Annotated in this window: 19 protein-coding genes and 1 tRNA gene; 11 read left to right on the top strand and 9 right to left on the bottom strand. The window is 64.5% G+C overall.

What is annotated here, in order from left to right:
* Positions 1 to 93: 93 nt before the first annotated feature.
* The 5 genes from L1F31_RS11095 to L1F31_RS11075 all read right to left on the bottom strand — a co-directional run bounded on the left by L1F31_RS11095 (position 94) and on the right by L1F31_RS11075 (position 4,865).
* A complete protein-coding gene (locus L1F31_RS11095; protein WP_265417355.1) occupies positions 94 to 798 on the bottom strand; it encodes an ABC transporter ATP-binding protein in 705 nt (234 codons plus the stop codon).
* Entirely contained in the window at positions 798 to 1,571 is a 774-nt protein-coding gene (locus L1F31_RS11090) for an ABC transporter ATP-binding protein (protein ID WP_265417354.1), read from the bottom strand. Before L1F31_RS11090 ends, L1F31_RS11095 begins: the two co-directional genes overlap by 1 nt.
* Positions 1,568 to 2,692, bottom strand: coding sequence for a branched-chain amino acid ABC transporter permease (locus L1F31_RS11085; protein ID WP_265417353.1), 1,125 nt, complete (start codon positions 2,690 to 2,692; stop codon positions 1,568 to 1,570). Before L1F31_RS11085 ends, L1F31_RS11090 begins: the two co-directional genes overlap by 4 nt.
* A 5-nt stretch (positions 2,693 to 2,697) precedes the next feature.
* Positions 2,698 to 3,564 (bottom strand): branched-chain amino acid ABC transporter permease, encoded by an 867-nt coding sequence (locus L1F31_RS11080; protein ID WP_265417352.1) that lies wholly within the window; start codon positions 3,562 to 3,564, stop codon positions 2,698 to 2,700.
* An 86-nt stretch (positions 3,565 to 3,650) separates the two neighbouring features.
* Positions 3,651 to 4,865 (bottom strand): ABC transporter substrate-binding protein, encoded by a 1,215-nt coding sequence (locus L1F31_RS11075; RefSeq protein ID WP_265417351.1) that lies wholly within the window; start codon positions 4,863 to 4,865, stop codon positions 3,651 to 3,653.
* A gap of 448 nt (positions 4,866 to 5,313) precedes the next feature.
* On the opposite strand from L1F31_RS11075, the gene L1F31_RS11070 reads away from it, so the two are divergent.
* Both L1F31_RS11070 and L1F31_RS11065 read left to right on the top strand, forming a co-directional pair.
* Positions 5,314 to 6,057: an SDR family oxidoreductase gene (locus L1F31_RS11070; protein WP_265417350.1), complete on the top strand. Its 744-nt coding sequence runs from the start codon at positions 5,314 to 5,316 to the stop codon at positions 6,055 to 6,057.
* Positions 6,058 to 6,289: 232 nt separating this feature from the next.
* On the top strand, positions 6,290 to 7,489 hold the full coding sequence (locus tag L1F31_RS11065) for an acetyl-CoA C-acyltransferase (RefSeq protein WP_265417349.1): 1,200 nt from the start codon (positions 6,290 to 6,292) through the stop codon (positions 7,487 to 7,489).
* Positions 7,490 to 7,652: 163 nt separating this feature from the next.
* Here the strand turns inward: L1F31_RS11065 and L1F31_RS11060 are convergent, their stop codons facing one another.
* Complete coding sequence (locus L1F31_RS11060; RefSeq protein WP_265417348.1) at positions 7,653 to 10,439, bottom strand: HNH endonuclease signature motif containing protein; 2,787 nt, start codon at positions 10,437 to 10,439, stop codon at positions 7,653 to 7,655.
* Between the two features lie 259 nt (positions 10,440 to 10,698).
* On the opposite strand from L1F31_RS11060, the gene L1F31_RS11055 reads away from it, so the two are divergent.
* Together L1F31_RS11055 and L1F31_RS11050 are read left to right on the top strand one after the other, a co-directional pair.
* The gene (locus L1F31_RS11055; RefSeq protein WP_265417347.1) at positions 10,699 to 12,015 is read left to right on the top strand and encodes an MATE family efflux transporter; all 1,317 of its coding nucleotides are present in this window, start codon (positions 10,699 to 10,701) and stop codon (positions 12,013 to 12,015) included.
* Entirely contained in the window at positions 12,012 to 12,908 is an 897-nt protein-coding gene (locus tag L1F31_RS11050; RefSeq protein ID WP_265417346.1) for a GNAT family N-acetyltransferase, read from the top strand. Before L1F31_RS11055 ends, L1F31_RS11050 begins: the two co-directional genes overlap by 4 nt.
* Before the next feature lie 124 nt (positions 12,909 to 13,032).
* Here the strand turns inward: L1F31_RS11050 and L1F31_RS11045 are convergent, their stop codons facing one another.
* Positions 13,033 to 14,541, bottom strand: a complete 1,509-nt coding sequence (locus L1F31_RS11045; RefSeq protein WP_265420429.1) for a M1 family metallopeptidase — start codon at positions 14,539 to 14,541, stop codon at positions 13,033 to 13,035.
* Complete coding sequence (locus L1F31_RS11040; RefSeq protein ID WP_265417345.1) at positions 14,534 to 18,553, bottom strand: Pls/PosA family non-ribosomal peptide synthetase; 4,020 nt, start codon at positions 18,551 to 18,553, stop codon at positions 14,534 to 14,536. Before L1F31_RS11040 ends, L1F31_RS11045 begins: the two co-directional genes overlap by 8 nt.
* A gap of 390 nt (positions 18,554 to 18,943) precedes the next feature.
* Here L1F31_RS11040 and L1F31_RS11035 point away from each other — a divergent pair, with 390 nt between their 5' ends.
* The 4 genes from L1F31_RS11035 (at position 18,944) to L1F31_RS11020 (ending at position 23,788) form a co-directional block, all read left to right on the top strand.
* Positions 18,944 to 20,158 (top strand): metal-dependent hydrolase family protein, encoded by a 1,215-nt coding sequence (locus L1F31_RS11035; protein WP_265417344.1) that lies wholly within the window; start codon positions 18,944 to 18,946, stop codon positions 20,156 to 20,158.
* A 234-nt stretch (positions 20,159 to 20,392) separates the two neighbouring features.
* Positions 20,393 to 20,914: a DedA family protein gene (locus tag L1F31_RS11030; RefSeq protein WP_265417343.1), complete on the top strand. Its 522-nt coding sequence runs from the start codon at positions 20,393 to 20,395 to the stop codon at positions 20,912 to 20,914.
* Between the two features lie 256 nt (positions 20,915 to 21,170).
* Positions 21,171 to 22,562, top strand: a complete 1,392-nt coding sequence (locus L1F31_RS11025; RefSeq protein ID WP_265417342.1) for a sodium:proton antiporter — start codon at positions 21,171 to 21,173, stop codon at positions 22,560 to 22,562.
* Entirely contained in the window at positions 22,559 to 23,788 is a 1,230-nt protein-coding gene (locus L1F31_RS11020) for an MFS transporter (RefSeq protein WP_265417341.1), read from the top strand. Before L1F31_RS11025 ends, L1F31_RS11020 begins: the two co-directional genes overlap by 4 nt.
* A gap of 109 nt (positions 23,789 to 23,897) precedes the next feature.
* Here L1F31_RS11020 and L1F31_RS11015 read toward each other — a convergent pair.
* A tRNA-Pro gene (locus tag L1F31_RS11015) sits at positions 23,898 to 23,971 on the bottom strand.
* Between the two features lie 230 nt (positions 23,972 to 24,201).
* Here L1F31_RS11015 and gcvH point away from each other — a divergent pair.
* The 3 genes from gcvH to L1F31_RS11000 are packed head-to-tail and all read left to right on the top strand — an operon-like array spanning position 24,202 to position 26,208.
* On the top strand, positions 24,202 to 24,606 hold the full coding sequence (gene gcvH / locus L1F31_RS11010; RefSeq protein WP_265417340.1) for a glycine cleavage system protein GcvH: 405 nt from the start codon (positions 24,202 to 24,204) through the stop codon (positions 24,604 to 24,606).
* Complete coding sequence (locus L1F31_RS19000; protein WP_346732460.1) at positions 24,606 to 25,712, top strand: FHA domain-containing protein; 1,107 nt, start codon at positions 24,606 to 24,608, stop codon at positions 25,710 to 25,712. Before gcvH ends, L1F31_RS19000 begins: the two co-directional genes overlap by 1 nt.
* Before the next feature lie 10 nt (positions 25,713 to 25,722).
* Positions 25,723 to 26,208, top strand: a complete 486-nt coding sequence (locus tag L1F31_RS11000) for a bifunctional nuclease family protein (RefSeq protein ID WP_265417339.1) — start codon at positions 25,723 to 25,725, stop codon at positions 26,206 to 26,208.
* Positions 26,209 to 26,218 lie beyond the last annotated feature (10 nt).

The following is a 26,218-nucleotide window of genomic DNA, read 5'->3' as shown; positions in this document are numbered from 1 at the left end:
CCGCCTCGGCGACGAAGTGATTGCCTGCGTAGCCAGCCAGCCAGGCAGTCGGACGTGGCCAGCCAGACGGCACACCGTGGCCAGTCAGGCAGCCTACAGGCCCAGGTAGGCGGCCTGCACCTCCGGGTTGTCGAGCAGTCGTGAGGCATCATCGGCCAGGACGATCCGCCCCTCGGCGAGGACATATCCTCTGTGGGCGATTGCCAGCGATGCCTTCGCATTCTGCTCACTGAGCAGGACTCCGATCCCGTTGCGGTTGATCTGAGCGACCGAGTCGAGGACCTGCTCGACGACGATGGGAGCCAAACCCATCGACGGCTCATCGAGGATGAGAAGGCTGGGATCCGACATCAGTGCTCGACCGATCGCAACCATCTGCTGCTGGCCACCGGACAAGGAGCCAGCCGGCTGCTTCGCCTTCTCCTTGAGGATCGGAAACAGGTCGAGGACTTCGGCGTAGATCTCTTCGGTTCGGGCACGGTTCCGGTGGGGGTACGACCCGAGACGCAGATTCTTCTCCACCGACATCTTGCCGAACAGATGGCGCCCCTCGGGACAGTGCGCGATGCCCACTTTGACGATCGTGTTGGGGCGGGCGCGATGAAGATGCCGCCCCTCGTAGTCGATCGACCCGGAACGAACGCGCATCAGCCCGCTGATCGTCTTGAACAGAGTCGTCTTGCCTGAGCCGTTCGCGCCGAGGATGACGGTGAGTTCTCCGGGGCGAGCAGTGATGCTCACGCCATGGAGCACATCGGTGGCATCGTAGCCGGTGCTGACATTGTCGAGTGTGAGCATCAGTTCTCCTCCTGGGCTGTCGAACCGAGATATGCGCGGATCACGTCGGGATTCGCCTGGATCTCCGCAGGCGTACCGAGAGCGAGCTTCTGCCCATGATCGAGAACGAGGATCGTGTCAGCGAGGCCCATGATCATCGTCATCTTGTGTTCGACGAGAAGAACGGAGATTCCTCGCTGCGGCAGTGAACGAATGAGGTTGCCGAAATCGACGGTCTCCTCTTCGGGAATGCCGCCGGCAGGTTCGTCGAGCAGCAGCAACTCGGGTTCAGTGGCCAGCGCCATTGCCACCGCCGTGCGCTTCTGCACCTCCTGGGGCACGTTGGACGCCAGATCGTGCCGATACTCGGCGACGCCGCAGAACTCAAGGGCCTCCATCGCCTTGGTCTCGTTGATACGCGATTCACGACGATGGCGAGGCGTGTGGAAGACAGCGTCGAAGATATTGGACTTCGAACGCACGATCCGGCCAGCCAAAACGTTCTCCAACAGCGTGCTGTCATCGAACAGGTGCGTTGTCTGGAAGGTGCGGGCGATGCCTCCGTCGACCGTATTGTGGGGAGAGGAATGAGTGATGTCCTCGCCCTTGAAGCTGATGCTTCCTGCCGTGGGCCGATAGAAACCGTGAACGAGGTTGAATAGCGTCGACTTGCCCGCTCCGTTGGGGCCGATCACTGCGGTGATCTGACCCTCTTCGACATCCAAGTCCACGTCCTTGACCGCATCGAGTCCGCCGAAGCGCTTACCGAGGCCGCGTATTTCAAGCAGTGTCATTTCGTCTCCTCGGAAGAGGTACTGCCGCCGGTGTGGCCGGCATTCGACTGGTTCCGGGCCGTGGAATCACTCCCGGAGTGGTCGTCTGATTCGATGGACTTCGACGCTCCGTCCGGCCCGCGAGGGTCTGACGCCTGTCGACCGTCCGTCGACTGGCGAGCTTCTGCGGCCCTGCGTCGTCGGCTGCGTTTGTCGACGAATCCACCGAGGTAGCCGATGATTCCCCGTGGAGCGAAGATCACGAGAGCGACGATGATGGGTCCCAGCACGATGAAGCGGTAGGCCTGGAAATCCTGGAACAGTTCGAACAGGAAGGTCACGATCATGCTGCCGAGCAGGGGACCAGCGACCGTGCCCATTCCGCCGACGAGGATGAACATGAGGAATTCGAAGGTCTTGTCGATCGATGCCGAATCGGGTCCGATGAATCCGACGACAGTGGCATACAGCCCTCCGCCGATCCCACCGAAGACGGCTGATGCGGCGAACGCCAGCTGTTTGCTGAAACCGACCCGCACTCCGATCGCATCAGCCAGATCCTCGCTCGTCCTGATGGTCAGCAAGGTGCGACCCACGCTCGAGCGGCGGATCGCATAGGTCGTGTAGACGCAGACGAGCAGTATGGCGAACACGAGGTAGAACATTGCCACCGGAGATTCGAAGTCGACGATTCCGCCGCCTTCGGGAAATTTCACATTGTTGACTCCGGAATGAGCGTGAGTGACGGACTCCCAGCGGCTGATGACGAGGAAGATGATGAAGCCGATGGCCATTGTGAATATGGCGAAGTACTCGTCCTTGGTTCGCAGCGCAATAAGTCCGCAGAGGTAGCCGATCACCGCAGTGCCGATGACGGACACGACGAATGCGGCCCAGAAGGACCAATCGTAGTCAGTGGTGAGCAGTCCCACCCCGTAGGCTCCGATGCCGAAGAATCCACCTTGGGCCAGGTTCAGCTGTCCCGTGAAGCCGAGGATGATGTTGAGGCCGTAGACGGCGATCGCTGCGCACATGCCGACAGTGATCACGCGCATCGTGTAGTTCTCCTGCGCGAACGCCAGCGGAGTCAGGCCGAGCAGGACGATCAAGGCGATGGTGCCGATGATTCGAGGATTCTTCATAGAGTTCATCGCTGCACCGCCTTGGTGAACAGTCCGTTGGGTTTGATGGCCAGCACGGCGACGAGAACGACGAAGGCCACGGCCTCACCGACTGCCGAGGAGACATAGGTCGCTGTCATCGTCTCGGCGATCGCCAGCGCGAATCCGCCGACGATGGCACCCGGAAGTGATCCGAGTCCGCCGAGGATGATGATGGCGAACACTTTGAGATTGAGTGCGTCGCCCATCGTCGGAGACAGCAGATTGATCGGTGCGACGAGGCCGGCTGCGATGGTGGCCAGAAGGGCCGACAGCCCCAGAGTCAGCATCGACACCATCGAAGGATTGATGCCGACGAGCGATGCTCCGACTCGGTCCTGTTCGATCGCTTCGATAGTCTGCCCGTGAATGGACCGTTTGATGAACCACGCCAACAGCGCCAATACGATCACAGCGGTGACGATGATGACGATCCGCTGAGCAGAGATCTCAGCACCGAGGATCCGCAGCTCGCCGGTGATGGGTGTGTCCATGCGGCGGAAGTCTGCGCCCCAGATCGCTTGAGCCAGAGCTTGGAAGAAGAACATCGCACCGACTGCAGCGATCATGTGGTGGGTGTGCGGAGAGTTCCGCAACGGGTGGAAGACGAGGCGTTCGAGCCCGACTCCGACGACGAAGAGCATGATCGCGGCGATCCCGATCGCGGCGATATAGGGAACTCCGACGGTCGTGAGGAAGAAATACGTGATGTAGGCGCCGAGCATATACAGCGCGCCGTGGGCGAGGTTGGGAATGCGCAGCACTCCGAAGACCAGTGTCAGTCCGATCGCAGCCAGGCAGTAGACGCCGCCCAGCGCGAGGCCGTTGAAGAGTTGTTGGATGAAGAGGGTCATAGTGATTCGGGTCCTCTGCAGGCATGAGGGCGGCCCGGGTGAGGCGCACCGATGCGCCTCACCCTCAGCAGTGCCGCGGACGGGTGTTACTTGTCGTCGGATACCTGTTCGATCGGCACCTTCGTGTATTTGCCGTCCTCATTGAGGAAGGTGGCCTCCAGATTGGGATTGAGGAGGTGCCCCTGTTCCGTGATCTCTTCGGGGAAGCCGTTGACTTTGTACTTGTCATCGACCTCGGGCAGGGCGTCGCCGATGGCTTCGCGGATCTTTTCGGGGTCGTCCGTCGTTCCCGCAGTCTCCATGGCCTTCGCGATGATGGCAATGCCCTGGTAGTTCAGCGCAGTCTCACTGGTCGGCACCTTCTTGTCACCGGCTTTGTCTGCGAACTTCTTGACGAAGTCCTTCGTGCCCGGATCTTCATACTCGGAGACGGGCAGGACGCCGACGGAATTCTTGAGATTGTCGAGCTTCGTCACCGTCGCCATCTCATCAAGCTTCGCCTGGTCCATGACGAGGAAGCTGCCTTTGAATCCCTGCTTGCGAGCTTCTTCCATGATCAGCGCAGTCGGTTGGGAGGGCCCGCCGACGAAGATCGCATCAGGTTTCTCAGCCAGGGCTTTGGAGACCGGACCGGCGAAGTCGGACACAGTGGCGTAGTCGACGCTGTTGTCTCCGCCGATCTTTCCGCCGGCTTCGCTCCATGCGTCTTTGATCGATTTGGTCCACTGCTGACCGTATTCACTCTGTGTTCCGAGCAGGGCAAGCTTCTTGCCTCCGTGTTCCATGGCGGTTTCGGAGAACTCCTGCGCATAGGATTCGAAGTTCGGAGGAATCATCATCGTCAGCGGGTTGTCCGACTGCACGATCGCCGGATCTGATGTGTAGGCGGAGATGAGGAAGCTCGACCTGCCGCTGTTGATCTGCTGTATCGCCTTGATCGCTCCTGCGTTCGGGGAGACGACCACCGGCGCTTTGTCCTGGTCGGCCAGCCGTTGAGCATTGCTGGCGGCGGTGGAGGGCGCGTACTTGTCGTCGAGGGACTTCAGCTCCAGTGTCACGGGCTTGCCATCGACTTCGACACCGTCTGCGTTGAGATCGTCGATTGCCATTTCGAGGCCGATCTTCACGTTCTCTCCGTAGGCGGCACCTCCTCCACTGAGTGGTCCGGTGTAGCCGATGACGACTGAGTCGCCATCACCTGAGCCACCACCACCGCCGCACGCTGTGGCAGCCAATGCGATTGCACCCAGAACTGCGGCTGCCGAAAGCCTGCGGCGGCGACTTCGCGAGACAGAGGTCATCTTTTCTCCTTTGAAAAGCTCCTGGAGCGAGCCCGCTCCACACGGTGTCCGAGACGTCACCAGCGACAGTGCTCGGAGTCGTCGTCAATCCGAAATGGACTTCGACTGATGTGAACCCTTCCAAATCACTGTGGTGAAGTCAATGGTTTTCCGCTAGATTTTTGAACGTTCGATAATGAGGGTTCTTGTGCTCAGGCTCAGTGCATAGTCCGAGGTCGGAAGCCGTGCAATAGGGCTTCGGCGGCTGATCTATGGGTTGATGGTCTCTGTGTTCCGGGTGGTTTGACCACCTTTTGAGCAATCAATCGTTCAATGCGCAGTTGTGGTCTAGAGTGGAAGCAGTTGCGCAAGAGACCTCGGTCACACCTGCAGCGGTGCACACGTGAATAGCGTCCGATCGCGCGATGCGAACCAGAACCCTGAGACCACCAATGTGAGGAGCACGAACATGACTCGAACAGCAATCGTCACCGGCGGCGGACGCGGCATCGGCGCTGCAATCGCGAAGAGGCTCGGGGCAGACGGCCTCAAGGTCGCCGTCCTCGACATGGGACCGACCGATGAGACAGTCGCGGCGATCAAAGCCGATGGGGGAGAGGCGCTCGGGCTCGAAGCTGATGTCTCCGATGAGGAATCGGTGAATGCCGCAGTCAAGCAGGTCGCTGAGACCTTGGGTGCGCCGACCGTTCTGGTCAACAATGCCGGAATCCTGCGCGACAACCTTCTGTTCAAGATGACCTACGAAGAGTTCAACAAGGTCCTCTCCGTCCACCTCGGCGGTGCGTTCCTCATGGCCAAGGCCGTGCAGTCGTACATGGTCGAAGAGAAGTTCGGCCGCATCATCTCGATGTCGTCGACGTCGGCGCAGGGCAACCGCGGACAGACGAACTACGCGGCCGCGAAGGCCGGAATCCAGGGCATCACGAAGACCTGGGCCATCGAACTCGGCAAGTTCGGCATCACCGCGAACGCCATCGCTCCCGGCTTCATCGAAACCGATATGACGAAGGCCACCGCTGAGCGCGTGGGTGTGGACTTCGATGACTTCGTCACGGCAGCGGTCAAGGAGATCCCCGTCGCTCGATCAGGCAAGCCCGAAGACATCGCCCACACGGCCTCGTTCCTCGCGTCTGAAGGCTCCGGGTTCGTCTCCGGTCAGGTCATCTACGTTGCGGGCGGGCCGAAGGACTGACAGGTACCAGTCCGCCGGCAGGGCGAAGGGGGCGATGGCCGACGGACCGTCACTCACAGCAGTTCACGCTCACCGCCGCTCCCGCGCGGCTGCTCTCAACGCAGCCGCTCACATACAGTCGCTCTGCCAGGGCGGCTCCCAGACTTCAGTACCACCTACGAACTTCTGGTTCGCAACTCGATATTCGACGAACTCGCACTGCGCTGTTCGACAACTTGGAAGGGTCAGACCCATGAGAGAAGCAGTCATCGTCTCGACGGCGCGCACGCCGATCGGCAAGGCATACCGCGGTGCGTTCAACGACACCCAGGCCCAGGAACTCGCGGGGCACGCGATCAAGCATGCCGTTGAACGCGCAGGACTGGAAGGCGGCGAGGTCGAAGACGTCATTCTCGGCGCAGCACTCCAGCAGGGCAGCCAAGGCACGAATGTGGCTCGGCAGGCAGCGCTGCGGGCCGGCCTTCCTGTGACGGTTCCGGGAATGTCGATCGACAGGCAGTGCTCTTCGGGCCTGATGGGCATCGCGACCGCGGCCAAGCAGATCCTCTTCGACGGGCAGGAGATCGTCGTCGGTGGCGGCGTCGAATCGGTCTCGCTCGTTCAGAACGACAAGATGAACACGTTCAGGGCAAAGGATCCATGGCTCGAAGAGCACGTCCCCGGCATCTACTACCCGATGCTGGCCACCGCCGAGGTGGTGGCTGAGCGCTATGGCGTCAGCCGGGAGGCCCAGGACGAGTACTCCCTGTCTTCGCAGCAGCGGACAGCCGCCGCACAGGAGGCCGGGCGCTTTGACGACGAGATCGTTCCCCTGCCGACGACAAAGGTCGTCGTCGACAAGGAGACGAAGGAGACTTCGCGACACGACGTTCTCCTCGAGGCTGACGAAGGCAATCGCCCGTCGACGACTCTGGAAAGTCTGGCCGGCCTCAACCCGGTGCTCGAGCCCGGTGTGGCATCAAAGGTTCCGAGCATCACCGCCGGAAATGCGTCTCAGCTCTCCGACGGCGCATCGGCTTCCGTGGTCATGTCCAGCGACGAGGCCAGCAGGCGCGGACTCGAACCGATGGGCATCTACCGCGGCATGGCCGTGGCCGGCTGCGCACCTGACGAAATGGGCATCGGCCCGGTGTTCGCGATCCCGAAGCTGCTGAAGACGCACGGTCTGTCGATCGACGACATCGACCTGTGGGAACTCAACGAGGCATTCGCCGTGCAGGCTCTGTACTGCCGGGATCGTCTCGGCATCGACCCGGAGAAATACAACGTCGATGGCGGCGGAATCTCCGTCGGCCACCCCTACGGCATGACGGGCGCCCGACTCGTGGGGCATGCGTTGATCGAGGGGCGCCGTCGTGGCGCCAAGTACGTCGTCGTGACGATGTGCATCGGCGGCGGCCAGGGTGCAGCCGGACTCTTCGAAGTCTGCTGACGGCAAGCCAGAGGCCGGTGGCATTCGAGATGAACTCATTTCGAATGCCACCGGCCTCTGCACTGGGTGGCTCGTTCTAGCTCTGTGTGGCTCTGTGTGCAGATGGGTGTGGAACGGCAAGGCTCACCGGGCACTGCTGGGGCGCTGCCGCCGGGAGGTCAGGTCAGAACGGTGGGGGCTCGCCGGAGTCCCAGAACCAATCGCGGAGCTCGCCCGAGTCGGTGCGTTCGTCGGACGTGCCGGGGGACCCGGCGAACGGGTCAGCCGCAGCCTCGCGCCACCCGGGCTGTCCGTCGGCGGCAGCAGGTTCGGGGCAGTCTCGTCCCCTTCTCCGTCGGCGGGGCGCAGGTGTCTCCTCGTCGGTCGGTGCTGCTTCGTCCATCGCAGGTTCGGGATCGATCCGTCGGTCTGCCCGCGGCAGGGCACTTCCGAAGCGCTCGAGGAACAGGCGAGCGTGCTCGACGTTGAGCGGGTTGTCCGGGGTGACAACCTCGACCGTGACGCCGCGGCGGAAGACGTACTCAAGGTGTCCGGGCTCAGTCATTCGGACGTCGAACTTCTTCGCGGTCTTCAGGCTGTGGTGCAGCTTGCAAAGACAATGCAGGTTTCCGAAGCGGGTGAGTCCTCCGCGGCTCGGATCGACGTGATCGAATGGGTCGATGTGGTCGACTTCCGAGGTCTCTGCGGGCAGCGTGCAGCCAGGGAACGTGCAGGTCACGTACTGTGCGACGAGTGTCTTACGCACGTTGTTCGGAATGGCGTACGTCTGCGCCTTGGCGTCGATCGGGGTCCCGGTCGCGGGGTCGGTGAGCAGACGGGTCCACGTGGTGGAGTAGCCCGCAACACGACGGGCCATGTCGGCGGGGATCGGGGAGCCGCCCGGAAGCATGCCGGCCAGATCGCACACCTCTTCCGAGGTCAGCTGTTCGGTGGCAGGGCTCGGTTCGGCGGGATCTGCGCATGGGGGCGTAGTCGGCCGTTCGTCCGTTTCGCCGGATTCTGAGCTCTGCTGATCGAAGCCCTCACCGTCCGTGTCCTGCTGGATCTGGCTGAGCAGGGTGAGCAGGGGAACGGTGATGAACGTGCTTGCTTGGTTCGACAGCCAGTATTCGCTTGTGGGCATGTCGAGGAGGAACTCGAAGCTGATCCTGCAACCGCCTTCGTCGCGGATGGGGGTTCCGAAGGAATCTGCCGCGCCGACTGCGGCGGAGTTGGCTCCCTCGGTGGGGCGGGCCCCGCTGGCTCGGGATCCGATCAGCGTCGCGAGTGCGTCGTTGATGCCGGTGCGGTTCATGCTGTTCCGTGTGCCAGCGGCTGTGGTGCTGGTCGAGTCCACGGCGTTGGTGCCCGTCAAGACTTCGGTGCTGCTGTTCGCCGGGTTCCCAGCTGCGGTGTCTGTCGTGGTGCGGCTGCTGAGGATGGCCTCGAGGATCTGTGACTCGAAAGCGCGATCAGCCGGGGTCGTCGAGGGGGCCGAGCTCTGGGCACACTTCTCCTGTGGGGCACACTCCTCCTGTGCAGCCTCGGTGTACCCATTCTCGTCGAGGTCGTCGAAGACGCGCTCTATGTAGTCGAGCAGCGATTCGCCTTCGTGCATGGGGACTCCGTCGGGGCCGGCGAAGAGCCCGTCGAGCGGGAAGTCGGTGTTCGTCGACGTGCCGTCGGCGTTGTTTGTGCTGATGATGCGCAGCTTCATCTGCGGCCGCGTGCGAGTGAGGATGTCGAACATCAGCGCCGAGATCGATCGGTCCTCGTCGAAGCAGTCTCCGGCCTTCAGCTGGTTGGAGAACGCGCTGGTGTTGCTTTTGTACACGGCCCGGGTGAAGGCGTCGAGCCGGCGGTAGCACGCCTGCAGTTCCGGCGCGGGGCCGGTCAGGGTGAGGTAGGCGGTGCCGTCGTCGCCTGTGGTGAGGTCGACCCGGCGGCGCAGAGCGACGTTCTTGAGGGTGTCCTCGGGAGGCTGGGTCGCGGCGATCTTGAGCGTGAGCGAGCGTTTGAACGTCTCGATCGTGATGTCGGCGCGCCTCTTGCTGAGGAACTCGTCGATGGTCGGCAGGTGCTCGAAGTGGAGGTCGCGGCAGGCGCGCGTGGCGCTGTCGACGTGCTCGATCGTGAAGTCGCCGTCGAGGCAGCGGCGCAGGAATTTCGGCAGTCCGTGGGTGAGCGTCATCGACGAGGTCATGTGCCTGAGCGCATTGCTCGTCGTGGCACCGAGCAGGCTTGAGTACACCCCGGCATCGGTCGGTTCGAGGTTGCCGCGCAGCCAGGTGAAGAACGTCTGAGTCGGGTCATATCCCGGGAAGTCGGGGAGCGGCGCTGGGTTGGCGAGGATCTCTTCGGCGAGTTTCGACGCGCGGCGAAGGAGTCGGCCTGCCGCACGGTTCTTCTTCCGTCCCCTGCCTTTGGCGAACGTCGTTCCGGTTTCGGACTCGACCTGAGTGATCGCCTCGGCCCAGGCTGTTGCCTCGGCATCCGTGAGTGCCGCGATGGACTCGGGTGGGAAGCGGTCGGAGGTCGATGCTACGGCTGAGTCGTCGCATGGTTCGGAGACTGCCTCGGACTCTCCGGCTTCAGGGGCGCGGTGGCGGGCAACGGTCTCGGTGAACGGCGCGAACTCATAGACGTCGTCGAGGTGAGTGCCGGTGAGTCCGAGGGCGTAGGCGACGTCCTGGACGACGACCGTGCTGGTGGCGACGAGCGAGTTGATCTGAGCGATGCTGCTGTCCGCGTAGACACGGAAGAGGTCGACGAGTTCGCTGTCTTCGGCATCCTCGAGGCGGCGCCCGTGTGCGCGGCGGTGTTGGGACAGGGTCGCGCAGTCCGCGTCGGCTGGGGGAGCTGCGGGCAGGTTCGATGTCGGACTGTCGTTGTCGCCGATGGTCTTCATCGGGTCTTGCCCCCTCTCCACGTCGCTGTGGAAGTCGATCGTCAGGATCGTTGTCTGCTTCAATTATACGAGCTGAGTATAGTAATTAACATCACAATACGATTACAAATAGAACTGAATGTCGATTCCGGTGAGCCAAATTCGGTCTGCGGATATTCCGATCATCGCTGATCTGTTTGTTCTCCAACCGTATCTTTCGCCACTGACACGAGATTCGCGACGCCCCACCGTGCACTCCGCCTCGAACCCCGCCACCCACCCCACCACCCGCCCCACCAGGCACGGCACCGCTCGCGTCCGTCCTGTTCGTTAGAATCGTTCTGTGGCAGCGATCGACAAGGACATTCTCCGTTTAGCACTCCCCGCGCTCGGAGCACTGATCGCCGAACCCATCTTCCTGCTCACGGACACGGCTATGGTCGGCCACCTCGGTGCGGGTGCTCTGGGATCGCTGGCGATCGCGTCGACGATCCTGCAGACGGTTCTGGGACTGATGATCTTCCTCGCCTATGCCACGACCCCGCGCGTCGCGAAGCGGATGGGATCGGGTGACCGCGCGGGAGCGATCACGGCCGGGTTCGACGGGATCTGGCTCGCACTGTGCACCTCGGTGCTGCTCATCATCATCGGACTGCCGCTGCTGAATACCGCGATCGCGGCATTCGGACCCGAACCGGAGATCGCCGCCGGTGCTTATTCGTATCTGGCGATCTCGTGGTGGGGACTGCCGTTCATGCTCACCGTCATCGCGGCCACCGGGCTCCTGCGCGGACTCCAGGACACGAAGACTCCGCTGATCGTCGCCGCCGCCGGATGCATCGCGAACATCGGCCTCAATGCCCTCTTCATCTACGGACTCGATATGGGAGTGGCCGGCTCGGCGATGGGCACTGTCATCGCGCAGGCAGGCATGTGCACCATCTACATCATCATCTCCGTCCGCGCCGCCAAACGCCTCCACGCCAGCGTCCGCCCCGACTGGTCGGGCGTCTTCTCGTCGGCGAAGACCTCCGGCTGGCTGCTGGTGCGCAACATATCACTGCGCGCCGCACTCATCATCCTCGTCTTCATCGCCACGTCGATGGGCACCACCGAACTCGCCGCGATCCAAGTTGCCCAAAGCATCTTCTTCGCGCTCGCGCTTGCCCTCGATTCGCTTGCCATCGCAGGTCAGGCGATGATCGGACTCGAACTGGGGGCGAAGAACACCGAGGCGGTCGCCGCGATCAACAGACGCCTGTGCCTGTGGGGGATCGTGTTCGGGATCGTCGTCGGCATCATCCTCTTCGCCGGGTCCGGAATCATCCCGCGGGCCTTCTCCACCGACCCCGAGGTGCTGAGCGCACTGACCGCGCTCCTGCCGGTGCTCGCGGTGAGCCTGCCGATCGCCGGCTACGTCTTCGTCCTCGACGGAGTGCTCATGGGAGCTGAGGACGCGCGATACCTCGCTCTGGCACAATTGGTCGCTGTGATCGGTTATGCGATCCTGCTCGTCCCGGTCGCCCAGATGTGGCCGGGAGCGCCGGGACTGTGGGCCGCATTCTGCATCGGATTCGTCAGTTTCCGCGCCCTGACCTTGGGCTGGCGAGTCCGCAACCGTGCGTGGATCGATCGCGCAGTCGAGAAAGGAATCTCATGACCGCTGAGAAGAACGTCGCGAATGATTCGCAGGCAACCCCCGCCGAGGCGGGGTCTTCCTCCCTGCGCGGACGGATCCGTCCGCTGCCGGCTGAGACCCCAGACGAGACCTTCCTGCCCTTCCTCGATCTGTGCTTCAACTGGTCCATGGACAAGCCGCGCATCGAGATCGAGGATCTGAAATACCGCAGCGACGCCGCCTTCTACTACCGCGATTGGGGACGCAACGGCGACATCGCCGTGGCCGCCCATGCCGAAGCTGACCCCGAATCGCCGATCATCGGGCTCGCCTGGGTGCGACTGGCCGACATCGACGACGTCGTCGGCAGGTCCGATGACAGGGTGAGCGGTGATTTCGCCGCGGCGCTGGAGAAATCCGGCACCGAGGTGGTCCGCAGTGAGGTTGTGCCCGAGCAGAAGGCTGCGTCCGAGGGGCAGGCTGCGGATGAAGGTCAGACCGTGGCTGAGGGTCAGGCCGCGGACGCCGGCACCGACGACGCAGACTCCTCAAACACCTCAGACACCGACGAATCGAAGGCCGACGATTCGAAGCCCGACGGATCAGACATCGACGGATCAGGCACCGAGGGCTCGGACACCAGCGGTGCCCCCGATCTGTCGCCGATTGACGATCGCGCGCCATTCACCGGGTACGGCTGGGTCGCCGCCGACATCCCCGAACTCTCGATCGCCGTACTGCCCGACCATCAGGGGCAGGGGATCGGCGGAGCACTCGTCGACACGGTATGTGCGCTGGCACGGATGAGCGGCTTCCCAGCCGTGAGCCTCTCCGTCGAGGACGGCAACGGGGCGGCGAAGCTCTACGCCGACCACGGCTTCGTGTCCGTCGGACGCAACGGCGACTCCGACGTGCTCGTCCGCCGGCTCGGCTGAGACAGCCCCGACCTGCTGCGGAGTTTCCGGAAGTCCCGCACACCAGGGAGGGTACCTCCGGGCGTGCGGGAGCTCCGGTGAGGAAGTTGAATTCCGTTAAGGAAGCTGAATTCCCTGATGGGAGTTACGGGAGTTCTTGGAATTCCGGGAGCTCGAGTTCGCCGAGCCACGGACGGACCACCTCGGCGATGTCGCGTCCGGACACCTCCGAGACGCAGTCGATGAACTCCTCGGTGCTCACCGATGAATGGCGGTACCGCTTCGTCCACTCGCCGACCGCCGTGAAGAAGTCCGCATCGCCCAATTCCCGGCGCAGCGCGTGCAGGCACAGTGCCCCGCGCTTGTACACCCGGTCGTCGAACATGTCCGGCCCGCCGGGATCGCCGAGCAGGATGTCCTGCGGCTGCGCGGACAGCTTCTCCCACCATTCCTGTGCACGTTCGTGCGCGGTCGCCCGACCGGACTCCTCCGACCACAGCCACTCCGCGTAGCATGCGAAGCCTTCGTTGAGCCAGATGTCCCTCCACCGCGAGGGTGTCAGCGAGTTCCCGAACCACTGGTGGGCCATCTCATGGGCGACGAGGCGCTCGGCCTCCCACTCAGCGCCCAGATGATTGGGGCCGAGCACGGACAGAGGCTGCGACTCCAGCGGGATCTCGAGCACATCATCGGTCACGACCACGTCATAGACCTCGAAGGGGTACGGGCCGAAGCGGTCGATGAACAGGTTCATCATCCCGTGCTGGACGCCGAGGCGCTCCACCGCCACGTCCCAATGATCGTCGGCATAGACACCGAGGGGAACGGGAGATTCCGTCCGGCTGTGCGTGGTGCGTCTGCCGCTCGCGTCGTGGACCGGCTCGGCCTTGGCAGAAGCGTTCTTGCCCGACGCGTTCTCAACTGTCGCGTCCCTGCCGGCGGCACCGGTCACCCCTCTGACGGCACTCGACAGGGCGTCCCTGGCCGAACCGGCGGCAGCATCCTTCGCTGCGCCGATCATCGAGGCGCCGAACCCCGTCGCTCCGGAGCTCAGCGGAATCTCACCGTACTTGTACCGCCCGATCTGCACCGTCGCCAGGTAGGTCGCCAGGGGAGTCGTCGACTCGTACGTCCATTGGGTGCGCCCGGCCTTGCGAGTCTTCTTCGTCAGGCTCCCATTGGACACCACCGTGTACTCGGATTCGACGAGCACCCTGATCCGGTACTGCGCCTTGTTCGACGGATGGTCATTGCACGGGAACCAGGTCGATGCGCCGACGGGCTGACCGGCCACGAGCACACCGTCTTCGAGCTCTTCCCAGCCGATGTCGCCCCATGTCCCGATCGCCGGCTCCGGATTGCCCGTATAGCTGATGTCGATGACGACAGGCTGGTCTCGTTTGAGCGAGGGAGTCGTCAGCCGCAGCTTCTTCCCACGGGCGGAATACCGGACCTTCCTGCCGTTGACGCTGGCCTTGGTCACCCGCAGACCCGTGAGGTCGAGGACGATCGACGTCGTGTCCGTGAGCACTCGACCGGTGAGCACCGCCCTGGCCGAGAGCCGATTCGGGCCGATCCGGTAATCGAGGTCGAGATCGTAGTGGTCGATGTGCAGATCCGCGCTGCCGACCCCCGGAGTATAGGAATCAGGCATGTGATCGCTCCGACCGGACGTCGTCGCGCCCTTCGTCGTCGCGGCCGTGTCCGTCGCGGCCTGGCTCGTCTCGGCCTTCGTCGTCGTGGTCTTCTTCGCTGAGTGAGGGGAGTTCCGGGGCATCCACCCAGGGTATGACAGGATTGCCGCTGAAGTAGGCATGGGCCGGCACGAACTCTCCGCGCATGACCAGCGAGGTGGCACCCACGGTGGCGTTCTCGCCCAGCGTGGACGCCGGCAGGATGACGCTGTTGGGACCCAGCGTGGCACCGGGATCGAGTTCGACCGTGTCGAGGCTCATCACTCTGTCGTGGAACAGGTGAGTCTGCACCACACAGCCGCGGTTGATCGTCGAGTTGTCTCCGAGCCGCACGAGGTCGGCCTCCGGCAGCCAGTAGCTCTCACACCACACACCGTGTCCGATCTTCGCCCCCATCGCCCGCAGATACCACACGATCGCAGGGGTGCCCACGGCGTTGCGCGCGAACCACGGGGCGGCGACGAGTTCGACGAAGCAGTCGGCCACCTCGTTGCGCCAGATGAACGACGACCACAGCGGATGCTCCCCGGCACGGATGGGACCGGCGAGGACCCATTTCGCGGCCACCGCCATTCCCGCCGCCACAGCACCGGCGGCCATCATCACGATCCCCGAGGTGGCCAGGGCCAGAGCGACCGACGCGACGAACCCCGTCGCCTCCGCAGCCACCCCTCCCGGCAGTCCGAGGAAGAACCAGATGGTGAGGATCACTGCGGTGATGAGCACACCACCGGCGATGATCGACGAGATCCGCAGCGTCTCCCAGAAAGCGCGCGCAGCTTTGACCCCGAAGGTCGGGGCATAGGTGAGCGACTCATCGGACTCCACAGCCGAGCGTCGCAGCTGCACCGGGGGAGAGCCGAGCCACGACGAGCCCTTCTTCGCCTTCGCCGGAGCTGCCGAGAGCACTGCGACCAGGGCGTTCTTCGGCACCCGACGCCCGGGTGAGGCGATTCCCGAGTTGCCGAGGAAGGCCCGTTTGCCGACCTTCGCACGCCCGGCCCGCATCCACCCGTGGCCGAGCTCATAGCTGGCGACCATGGTGTCATCGGCGAGGAAAGCTCCCGCCGCGATCGTCGTCATCTTCGGCACGAACACGACGGTCGAGATCTCCGTGCCCGGCCCCACCTTGGCACCGAGGAGGCGCAGCCACCACGGGGTGAGCATCGACGCGTAGAGGGGGAACAGCAGATCCCGGGACATATCGAGCAGACGCTCCGTCGCCCACACCCGGTATCCGCGAGCCGAACGGACGGGGAACTCGCCCTCCTCCATGCCGATCGCCAGGATCCGCACCGAGACGAGGACGAGCAGCGCCGTGGTGAGGAACCACAGGCACGTCACCACCGGTGACCACGCGACCAACAGCCACGGAGACTCCACGACCTCGATCCCGGAGACCGCGAGCATGAGCGCGACACCAGGCACCACCGCGAGATACGGCAGCAGCGCATTGATCTGGGACCCGACGGCATAGAACAGGAACGGCAGACTCCGCCGCGGCGGGGGATCCGGCCAGGACTTCTTCGCCTTCCCCACACGCACGGCCGGCGAACCCGAATAGATCTGGTTCTTCCGCACCCGACCGGTCACCGCGGAGCCGGCTTCGACGAGGGCCCCAGCCCCCACCTCGGCGCCGGGCATGAGCGTCGACCGGGCACCGATCGTGGCATTGCGACTGATATCGATGCGACCGATGCGCAGCAGATCTCCGTCGACCCACCAGCCCTTGAGATCGACCTCGGGCTCGACCGCCGCCCCGTCGCCGAGGGTGAGGAATCCGGTCACCGGAGGCACCGAATGCAGATCGGCATCGGCACCGATCCGGTTGCCCAACAGCTTCGCGTACCAGGTCACCCACGGTGCGCTCGCCACCGAGACCGCCGCAGCGAGGTCCGCGATGTGCTCGGCCAGCCACAGCCGTTTGTGCACCCACCCTGAGCGCGGATAGACACCTGGCCGGATGCCGATCATGAGCAGCCGTGCGGCGGCTGCCGAGATGAGCATCCGCCCCCACGCGGTGACGAAGACGAGGAAGAGGACGAGCACGACCGGCCATGGGGTCAACGGCAGGTCCGCGCCCAGGCCGACGCCGATATTGGCCGCCAGCATTGCGAGAACGACCCACCGGACCCCGCCGAGGATGTGCACCGGGATCCCGAGCAGAACCTGGAAAGCCTGCATCCCCCGAGATGTCCGTGTGATCGTGCGCTTGGGTCCGGTCGGTCCGATCCCGGAGCCCTCCTCGCCGAGGCAGAGCCTGGCCAGGGCGCCGAAGCGCGGATGGGCGTAGATGTCGCCGACGGTGACGCTGGGGTGGCGGGTGCGCAGTCGGGAGACGAGCTGAGCCGCAGCCAGGGAGCCGCCGCCGGCGGTGAAGAAGTCGGTATCGCTGCCCGGTCGGGTGCCGAGGACCGCGGTCCACTGCTGCCCGACCCATTCGGTGTCCTCATCGAAGACCTCGTCGGATGAGGACGTCTCGGCACCGTCGTCGAGCGGCCACGGCAGAGCATTGCGGTCGACCTTGCCGGAGGTCTTCGTGGGCAGGTCCTCGACGAGAGCCAGGCGCGGCACGAGCGCGGCCGGCAGCCCCTCGCGCAGCGTCGACTCCCAGCCGGGAAGCTCGGCCTCGCCGTATCCGGAGCCGGGGGCCAGGTAGCCGATGAGGACATCCGTTCCGGCCGCGGTCTTCTTCACCGCGGCGGCGGCGCCTTCGACACCGGGCAGGGCCTGCAGGGCGGCATCGATCTCTCCGAGTTCGATGCGTCTGCCGCCGAGCTTGATCTGCTCATCGGCCCGGCCGACGAAGATTAGTCCGGCCGGGTCGTTGATGACGAGGTCGCCGGACCGGTACGCCCGTTCCCAGCCGAGGCTGGGCATGGGAGCGAACTTCTCTGCGTCCTTGGCAGCATCGAGGTAGCGGGCCAAACCGACTCCGCCGATGATGAGCTCACCTGTCTCGCCTGCGGCGACGGGTACGCCCTCGGCGTCGACGACGGCCAGAGTCCACCCTTTGAGCGGCAGGCCGATGCGGACGGGTTCGCTGCCGTCGAGCATGGCAGCACACGCGACGACGGTCGCTTCGGTAGGGCCGTAGGTGTTCCACACTTCACGGTCGTCGTCGCTGAGCCTGCGGCCGAGCTCCGGCGGGCAGGCCTCGCCTCCGAAGATGAGCAGACGCACATTGTCGAGGCTCTCGGCCGGCCACAGCGCCGCAAGGGTCGGCACTGTCGAGACGACGGTGATCTGTCGCGACGACAGCCACGGGCCCAGATCCATCCCGGACTTCACCAGGGCCCGCGGGGCCGGGACGAGGCACGCCCCGTGGCGCCACGCCAGCCACATCTCCTCGCAGCTGGCGTCGAAGGCTACGGACAGTCCGGCGAGCACGCGGTCACCCGGTCCCAGCGGCTCCTCCTGGCAGAACAGGGCCGCCTCGGCATCGACGAAGGCCGCCGCCGAACGATGGGTCACTGCCACACCCTTCGGGGTGCCCGTCGAACCGGAGGTGAAGATCACCCAGCAGTCGTCATCAGGTGTGGGGGAACGCAGCTCGGACCGCTCCAACGGTCCGCGTTCGGTGCGGGATTCGATGCGTCTCTCAGCGGTGATGACTCCGGTCACGGCCGCCTCGGCGAATACGGTGCGCGCCCGCTCATCGGGATCGTCGACGTCGACGGGAACGTACGCCGCGCCGAGCATCAGTGTGGCCAGGATCGCCAGGTACAGGTCCACCGAACCCGAGGGGACACGGATGCCGACCTTGTCACCGGGACCGATGCCGGCTTCGGCCATCTCAAGTGCGAGATCGCGGATGGCGCTGATGAGCTCTGCGTAGCTGAGCACCCGCGTGCCGTCGTCGAGCGCCGGCTGGTCGGGATGCGCGCTCGCCGACTCGAGGAGGACGTCGATGAGTGTGCGGTCCTCACGGGGCCGCGAGGGGGACGGGAACTGCGGTGCGTATTCTCTCACGTGTCTTCCGGGTCGATCGGGAGCTGACTGTGGCCGGGCCGACCGGCATCGCCGGTGACCATAGCCGAAGAAGGTGTCGCGGACGTGAACACATGTCGGGGCGCGAGCTGCAGCGCGGGTCCGGTCGCCGAGATCGATCTTAGCCTCGGTCTGCGGCTGATCAACGTCACCGCGGCACAGTCCGTCATAGATGCGCCAACCGTGATAGTTGTGGTCGTCCGTGAAAGATGCGCCCGCCCATCACAGATGCGCCGTCCGTCACAGATGTGCCCGTCCGTGATAGATGTGAGGGGTTGGTCCGATTCCCTCACAGGGGACTTCCCACTCAGGGGACTTCCCTCTTCGGAGTCGCGGCCAGCAGTCGACCGTCAATGATGAGGAGTCCGCCCCATGTCCACAGTCCTGACCCATGCCACCGTCTTCGACGGAACCCGTTTCCTGCCCGGCACCCGCGACGTCGTCATCGACGGAGGACGAGTCGCCTCGGTGACGGAGGGAGGGCAGGGATCGCACGACGCCGGTGACGAGTTCGTCGACTGCACCGGCCGGACGATCATTCCCGGCATCATCGATTGCCACGTCCACCTGACGAGCTCGGGGGCGGCATCGACGTCGAACTTCCACGACCCGTTCTCGCTCCAGTTCTATCAGTCCGTGGCCAACATGGAGGCCACGCTCAAGGGCGGGGTGACCTCCGTCCGCGACGCCGGCGGCACCGACCTCGGCGCGAAGGTCGCAGTCGAGACCGGAGTGGTGCGCGGGCCCAGACTGTCGATCGCGGTCAACATCATGTCCCAGACCGGCGGCCACGGAGACTTCCACCTCGTCTCCGGTGCCGAATCGCCGTTCCTCGCTCCCCACCCCGGGCGCCCCTCCGGCGTGGCCGACGGGCTCGAGGGTGTGCAGAGTACGACCCGCGAACTGCTGCGGGCCGGTGCCGACCACATCAAGATCTGCTCCACCGGGGGAGTGCTGTCCCCGCGCGACGATCCTCGTCACTCCCAGTTCACCGAGGCCGAGATCGCCGTCATCGTCGCCGAGGCGGCCGCCCAAGGTGCCCATGTCATGTCCCATGCGCAGGGCGCACCGGGAATCAAGAATGCGGTGCGCGCAGGCGTCCGCTCGATCGAGCACGGAATCTATCTCGATGACGAAGCCATCGACCTCATGCTCGAACACGGCACCTGCCTCGTCCCGACGCTCCAGGCCCCGCAGGCGGTCATCAAGGCCGCCGAGGCGGGAGCGAGTCTGCCCGCCTCCGTCGTCGACAAGGCCCACCGTGTCGTCGACGACCACCAGAACTCGATCGCCCGCGCCCACGCCGCAGGGGTGCCGATCGCGCTGGGCACCGACGCGGGAGTCGGCCCGCACGGGCAGAACCTCGAAGAGATCAGCCTGCTCGCCGAGGTAGGGCTCACGACCGTCGACGCGCTCGCCGCCGGCACCTCGGTGGCGGCACGAGTGCTCGACGATGACCGGGTGGGACGCCTCGGGACCGGTGAGCTGGCCGATCTCGTCATCATCGACGGCGACCTGCGCACGGCCGATGTCCGCGGAATCGAGAACCGGGTCACTGCGGTCTATCTCGAGGGCGAACGGGTCTGAGCGGTGAGCGGTCGACCGGCGGGGCGGGCCTGAGCGGTGGACGGCGATGGGGGCGGGCCGCCTCGGTGAGTGGCCGACGGGCAGGCCGCCTCGGTGAGTAGTCAACGGGCAGGGCCGGTCGCCTCGGAGAGTGAGATCGGTCTCCACCACTGAGTTTGTGAGGTAAACCTAACTTATCCGGGGTATGATGGGCGGAGCCGATCAGTCGCTGCCGAGAAGGAGGAACGGGCCCCGATGAACCCTCTCGAATGGTCGTTCCCGCTCGCCGTCACCTGGCTGATCATGTACGGAATCATCATCGCCCGCGCCGGCGGCACGTTCCTGCTCGGCCGTCTCGCACGCTCCGGCATGCGCAGGATCGAACGCGTCGACCGGATCATGTCGGGACCGAAGTATCGCAGAGCCGAAGGCATGATCGAACGCTTCGGGGCACCCGTGATCGCCGTGAGCTTCCTGATGATCGGCGTCCAGACCGTGCTCAACCTCGCCGCCGGCACCACGGGCATGAGCTATCGCCGGTACCTCCCGGCGCTCGCCGTCGGCGGCGCGATGTGGGCGACGATCTATTCGACCGTCGGCCTCATCGGATTCAAGGCTCTGGCCGCCGGGTACCAGCGGGCCCCCGGACTGACCATCGGGCTCGCAGTGTGCTTCGCCGTGGCGGTCGTGGGTCTGATCATCGGTCTGAGGAAACCCGCCGAACCCGCCGAGGCGGCCGCCGAGTCCCGCTCGAACGCGGAGTCGACCGGCGCCTGAGGTGGTCGACCTGAGCCTGAGCTAGTCGACCGGAGCCTGAGCCGCAGGACCGCCTCGGCGAGGTCTTCGTCAGGGAGGACTCGGCTGGGGAAGACTCGGTCGGCGGGTCCTCCTCAGTGAGGCTGCCGTTCGGGAGCTTTTCGTCCAGGTGGCAAGCCGATGGCGGAACTCATCCCATCATTCATTAGAGTGGTGGACTGTCAGCGTCGACAGGACGAGAGCGCTCGTCGACAGTCAGTGAAGGAGGGGTCCGCGAATGGTCGTGGCCTGGTGGAGCATCATTCCGTTCGTTCTGCTTCTCGGGTGCATCGCGGTGCTCCCGCTGATCCCGGCCACGGAGAAGATCTGGGATCGCAATCTCGTCAAACTCATCGTCGCGCTCGTCCTCGGCGTGCCGATCGCGGTCTGGTTCCTCGCGAGCGGAGAAGCGTCCACCGTCATCCACGCGCTGCTCGAATACTTCCAGTTCATCGTCCTCATCGGCAGCCTTTTCGTCGCCTCGGGCGGCATCTTCCTCGTCGGCGACATCAAGGCCACACCGAGGAACAATACGATCTTCTTAGCCGTCGGCGGTGTGCTCGCGTCCTTCATCGGCACCACGGGTGCGGCGATGCTGCTCATCCGGCCGATCCTCAATACGAACCAGGACCGGAAGTTCCGAACCCACACCGTCATCTACACGATCTTCATCGTCGCGAACTGCGGCGGTCTGCTCACGCCGTTGGGCGATCCGCCTCTGTTCCTCGGCATGCTGCGCGGAGTGCCCTTCGAATGGACCTTCGGACTGTGGCCGTACTGGCTGTTCGTCAACGCCCTGCTGCTCATCAGCTACTTCGCCCTCGACTCGAAGATGTACGCAAAGGAACCGGCCGAAGCCCTGGAGAAGGACGCCGAGTACGTGACGAAGCTGGGGCTGCGCGGAGCCAGCGGCCTGGTCTTCCTGGCGATCATCATCATCGCCGTCGCCTTCATCCCCTCCGTCGACATCCACGCCATCGAAACCGGCCACGCAGCATTCTCCGACTATGTGCCGTGGCGGGAGGTCGTCATGCTCGCCTCCGCGATCACCTCGTTCCTCGTCGGCGACCGGGGTGCCAGGTTCAACCTCAACAAGTTCACGTGGGCGCCGATCCTCGAAGTCGGCGCGCTCTTCATCGGCATCTTCCTCACGATGATGCCTGCGCTGCAGTACCTCAGCCAGGTGGCCCACAAGATCCCGCTGAACGAGATCTCGCTGTTCGTCTTCACCGGCGGACTGTCCTCCGTGCTCGACAATGCACCGACCTATGTCACCTTCTTCGAGATGGCCGCCCAGGTTCCCGGCGAACCGCGTGTGGCCGGGGTCGCCGAGACCCTGCTCATCGCAGTCTCGCTCGGTGCGGTCATGGGCGGAGCCATCACCTACATCGGCAACGGTCCGAACTTCATGGTCAAATCGGTGGCCGACTCAGCGAACGTCGCAATGCCGAGCTTCGGCGGCTACGTCTGGTGGTCGCTGCGCCGCCTGGTGCCGATCCTCGCCGCAATGGTGCTCATCTTCATGACCGACGGCATCTGGTGGATGCTGCTCGGGATGCTGCTCGGACTGCTCATCCTCGGGCAGGCCGGACGTGACCTGCGAGCGGCGAAGGTGTCTTCCGGATCATGAGGTTCGGCGGAGACGGTCCGCGCGCAGGCGCCGGGGTCGGCCTCTACTTCGCAGGCAACGGGGCCGTCTTCGCCGCACTCCTGCCGTGGTACCCGCTCCTCGTCGAGCGGCTGGGGCTGGCCTCTTGGCAGTTCGGACTCGTCGTCGCCTGCTACGCGGCGGGATCACTGCTGTCCTCGGCGCTGCCGGCGGTGTTCATCGCACGCTTCGGAGCTCACCGGGTCGTCATCGTCGGCACCGTGCTGCTCGGGGCGGCCGCTGCCGCGACAGCGTGGTCGGTCAACGGAGTCATGATGGCCGTCTGCCTCCTGCTGCTGGGCTGCTGTGATGCGATCGTCGATGTCGCCCAGAACGTCGTCGGCATCGCCGTGCAGGACAACCTCAACCGCACGATACTGTCGTCGATGCACGCGCTGTGGAGCCTCGGCGGGCTGCTCAGCGGCGCTGCCGCTACAGCGGCTGCGAGCTCGGGAGCGGACATGCGCGTGTGGCTGGTGATCATCGCGGTCATCGCAGTGATTCTCACGCTCAGCGGTCGCCGGCTCATCGGCGACGTCGCAGCGCCTCGGCGAATGACCGACTCGGATGCGCACGGATCGGCGAGTGAAGCGGTGAGGGATGAGGCTGCCCCGGCGCAGGCGTCACGGTTCGGTCGGTCGAAGCGCACAGTCCTGTTCGCGGCGCTGCCATTGGCGATCGTCGCGGTCTGCGGTGCCGCGGTCGAGGACATCGCGAACAACTGGGCGGGGCTGGCAGCGGTGGACTTCGCGAACGTTCCGGCCGCCTCGGCAGGGATCGCCTTCAGCGTCGTCATCGGCAGCCAGTGCCTCGGCCGCTTCAGCGGGGACGTGCTCGTGTCACGGTTCGGTGCGGGGCGGATCGCGCGGATCGGCGGCAGTCTCATCGCCGTCGGAGGGATCGGCGCGGTGTTCGCCCAGGAGCCGGTCGTGCTGCTCATCGGTCTGGGACTGCTCGGCTACGGATCGGCGACGCTCGTACCCGGTGCCCTCGGAGCGGCGGCGAGGCTGCCCGGGATCGGACAGGCCGGGGGAGTGACCCTCGTGAACTGGCTGATGCGCGTGGGCTTCTTGGGCACGAGTCCGCTGGTCGGCCTCATCGCCGCAGGCGCTGGGCTGCGCTGGGGGATGGGACTGCTCATCCTCGTCGGAGTGCTCACCGTCGTCTTCGCCCCCAGACTCGACGTACCCGAATCCGGGCGACCCTGAGGGACGCGTCGAGCGGGAATGCGTCAGCCGGGAAATGAAAAATGTGCCGCGTCATCGTCTGGACAATGTCGCGACACATCTTCTGCAAGTGGGAGGGGCTCCCAGTGTGTCGGGCTAGCGGGATTTGAACCCACGACCTCTTCACCCCCAGTGAAGCGCGCTACCAAGCTGCGCCATAGCCCGTTACCGTACTCCCTCGTGGGCAACGAGAACTAGCTTATACCGATCACCGGTCAACTGCCAAAACCACGTTCCGTGACCATCGAAAAGCAGGTATCATCCCAGGTGGATACCGAAGAAGCGGGGCTCGCCGGCGCCGGTTTCGGTGACTCGGTAACATTTCCGTTTCGTGATTGTTATGAAAGTGGGCCAGGCGGCTATGCTTGGTACACCGACAAACTAGAGGAGTCGACATGGCAGATCTGGATTATCCAGTGTCTTTGCGGTACTCGCGCGACCATGAGTGGATTGCGACCACGGAAGACAATGCGGTTGTCCGTGTGGGTATCACTGATTTCGCACAGGACCAGCTGGGTGACGTCGTCTATGTCGATCTGCCTGCCGTCGGTGATACGGTCACGGCCGGTGAATCCTGTGGCGAAGTCGAGAGCACGAAGAGCGTCTCCGATCTCATCGCACCCGTCTCCGGGACCGTCACCGAGATCAACGAGTCGCTCGACGACTCACCCGAAACCGTCAATTCGTCCCCCTTCGAAGACGGGTGGATGTATCTTGTTGAACTCAGCGAACCTGAGCAGGTCGAATCGCTGATGGACAACGAGCAGTACAAAGAGCTCATTCAGAGCGAGGAGGCGTAATGTCGCAGAATAACGATCAGAACCGACCAGCCCCCTCGCAGCCCTGGTACGACAACGGCCAGGTGCCTCAGTCGAAGAAGTTCCCCTTCGGTGCCGGCAACGGTGACGATTCGGAGACCCGTGTGAACCAGCAGATCGACCAGAACGGTCAGCGAAATACTCCTCCGTTCGGACAGCAGCCGGCAGACGGCGCCCCGCAGGCACCGCAGTACGGCAACGGTCAGCAGGCTGGCAATGGTCAGCAGGCCCCCAATGGTCAGCAGTACGGAGGCACGCCTCAGGGCGGCCAGCAGTACTCCAATGGTCAGAACTTCGGAGGAACCCCGCAAGCAGGTCAGAACTACGGAGGCACTCCGCAGGCAGGCCAGAACTACGGCAGCGCTCAGCAGTACGGCGGATCCCAGCCGGCCAACCAGGCCTACGGGAACAGCGGGCAGGGCAGCCAGGGTCAGCCGCAGTATCAGCCTCCGCAGAACCAGTACCCGCAGCAGGGCTATCCGCAGCAGGGCTACGGTCAGCCGCAGTCCGTTCAGCCGCAGGGCAGCCAGGGCGGTCCGCAGCACAGCTACAACGGAGCCGGTCAGAACGGACAGTTCGACCCCAACCAGCAGCAGGGCGGCCAGGGCCAGCAGGGCAACTTCGGGCAGCCCCAGTCGGGCCAGCCGCAGTCAGGTCAGCCGCAGGGCGCTCCCGGTGGGGGCCACTACGAGCAGATGAACGATTCGGGCAGCCAGCAGTTCCAGGGAATCCTCGATCCGCACACCGGTGAGATCCACCCGGTTCCGGACCTCGAGGGTCTGCAGGATGCCGATGCTCTCCTCGTCGTCGTATCGGGTCCGGACTCGGGATCGCAGATCCTCCTCGACACCGACGTGGTGACAGTGGGACGCAGCCCGAACGCCGACATCTTCCTCGATGACGTCACCGTCTCACGCAAGCATGCCGAGTTCATCCGCACGCCCAGCGGCTTCACGCTGCGGGACACCGGTTCGCTCAACGGCACGTATGTGGGCCGACAGCTCATCGATTCCATCGAACTGCAGAACGGGGCCGATGTGCAGATCGGCAAGTTCCGAATGATCTTCCAGCAGCGTCCGCGCTCCTGACCGGAGGATAATGTCAAAAGTTGAAGTTGAGGTTGTCGGCGTGCGCATCGAAATGCCCGCCAACCAACCGATCCTCCTGCTCAAAGCCACCGAACCCGCCTACTATCTGCCGATCTGGGTCGGAGCGATCGAGGCGAATGCCCTGTCGATCGCGCAGCGGGGTCTGACCCCGCCGCGTCCGATGGCGCATGCTCTGCTGCTCGACGTGCTGTCCAAGTACGACGCCGAGCTGTCAGACGTCACGATCACCGGCAAGGACGGGCAGATCTTCCTGGCGGAACTGCACACGAACGATGGAAAATCGATCTCCGCTCGTCCCTCCGACGCGGTGACGCTGGCATTGACCGCCGACTGCCCCGTCTACGTCGAATCACAACTGCTTGAAGAATCCGGAATCGAAGCACCCGCAGCCGACGAAGAGGAAGTCGCCCAGTTCAGGGACTTCCTCGACAACGTCTCGGCAGAGGACTTCGAAACCGGTACCGAAAACCCATGAAAGTGAAACA

The organism is Brevibacterium spongiae (assembly GCF_026168515.1).
GTDB classification, from domain to species: Bacteria; Actinomycetota; Actinomycetes; order Actinomycetales; family Brevibacteriaceae; genus Brevibacterium; species Brevibacterium spongiae.
The sequence above is the reverse complement of the archived record's forward strand: the minus strand, read 5'-3'. Positions and strand labels throughout refer to the sequence as shown.

Coding starts and splice junctions, on each gene's coding strand:
- L1F31_RS11030 (WP_265417343.1), top strand. CDS start 20,393: ATGAACCCTCTCGAATGGTCGTTCCCGCTCGCCGTCACCTGGCTGATC.
- L1F31_RS11020 (WP_265417341.1), top strand. CDS start 22,559: ATGAGGTTCGGCGGAGACGGTCCGCGCGCAGGCGCCGGGGTCGGCCTC.
- L1F31_RS11075 (WP_265417351.1), bottom strand. CDS start 4,865: ATGACCTCTGTCTCGCGAAGTCGCCGCCGCAGGCTTTCGGCAGCCGCA.
- L1F31_RS11085 (WP_265417353.1), bottom strand. CDS start 2,692: ATGAAGAATCCTCGAATCATCGGCACCATCGCCTTGATCGTCCTGCTC.
- L1F31_RS11045 (WP_265420429.1), bottom strand. CDS start 14,541: ATGCCTGATTCCTATACTCCGGGGGTCGGCAGCGCGGATCTGCACATC.
- L1F31_RS19000 (WP_346732460.1), top strand. CDS start 24,606: ATGTCGCAGAATAACGATCAGAACCGACCAGCCCCCTCGCAGCCCTGG.
- L1F31_RS11065 (WP_265417349.1), top strand. CDS start 6,290: ATGAGAGAAGCAGTCATCGTCTCGACGGCGCGCACGCCGATCGGCAAG.
- L1F31_RS11090 (WP_265417354.1), bottom strand. CDS start 1,571: ATGACACTGCTTGAAATACGCGGCCTCGGTAAGCGCTTCGGCGGACTC.
- L1F31_RS11095 (WP_265417355.1), bottom strand. CDS start 798: ATGCTCACACTCGACAATGTCAGCACCGGCTACGATGCCACCGATGTG.
- L1F31_RS11070 (WP_265417350.1), top strand. CDS start 5,314: ATGACTCGAACAGCAATCGTCACCGGCGGCGGACGCGGCATCGGCGCT.
- gcvH (WP_265417340.1), top strand. CDS start 24,202: ATGGCAGATCTGGATTATCCAGTGTCTTTGCGGTACTCGCGCGACCAT.
- L1F31_RS11035 (WP_265417344.1), top strand. CDS start 18,944: ATGTCCACAGTCCTGACCCATGCCACCGTCTTCGACGGAACCCGTTTC.
- L1F31_RS11000 (WP_265417339.1), top strand. CDS start 25,723: ATGTCAAAAGTTGAAGTTGAGGTTGTCGGCGTGCGCATCGAAATGCCC.
- L1F31_RS11050 (WP_265417346.1), top strand. CDS start 12,012: ATGACCGCTGAGAAGAACGTCGCGAATGATTCGCAGGCAACCCCCGCC.
- L1F31_RS11080 (WP_265417352.1), bottom strand. CDS start 3,564: ATGACCCTCTTCATCCAACAACTCTTCAACGGCCTCGCGCTGGGCGGC.
- L1F31_RS11025 (WP_265417342.1), top strand. CDS start 21,171: ATGGTCGTGGCCTGGTGGAGCATCATTCCGTTCGTTCTGCTTCTCGGG.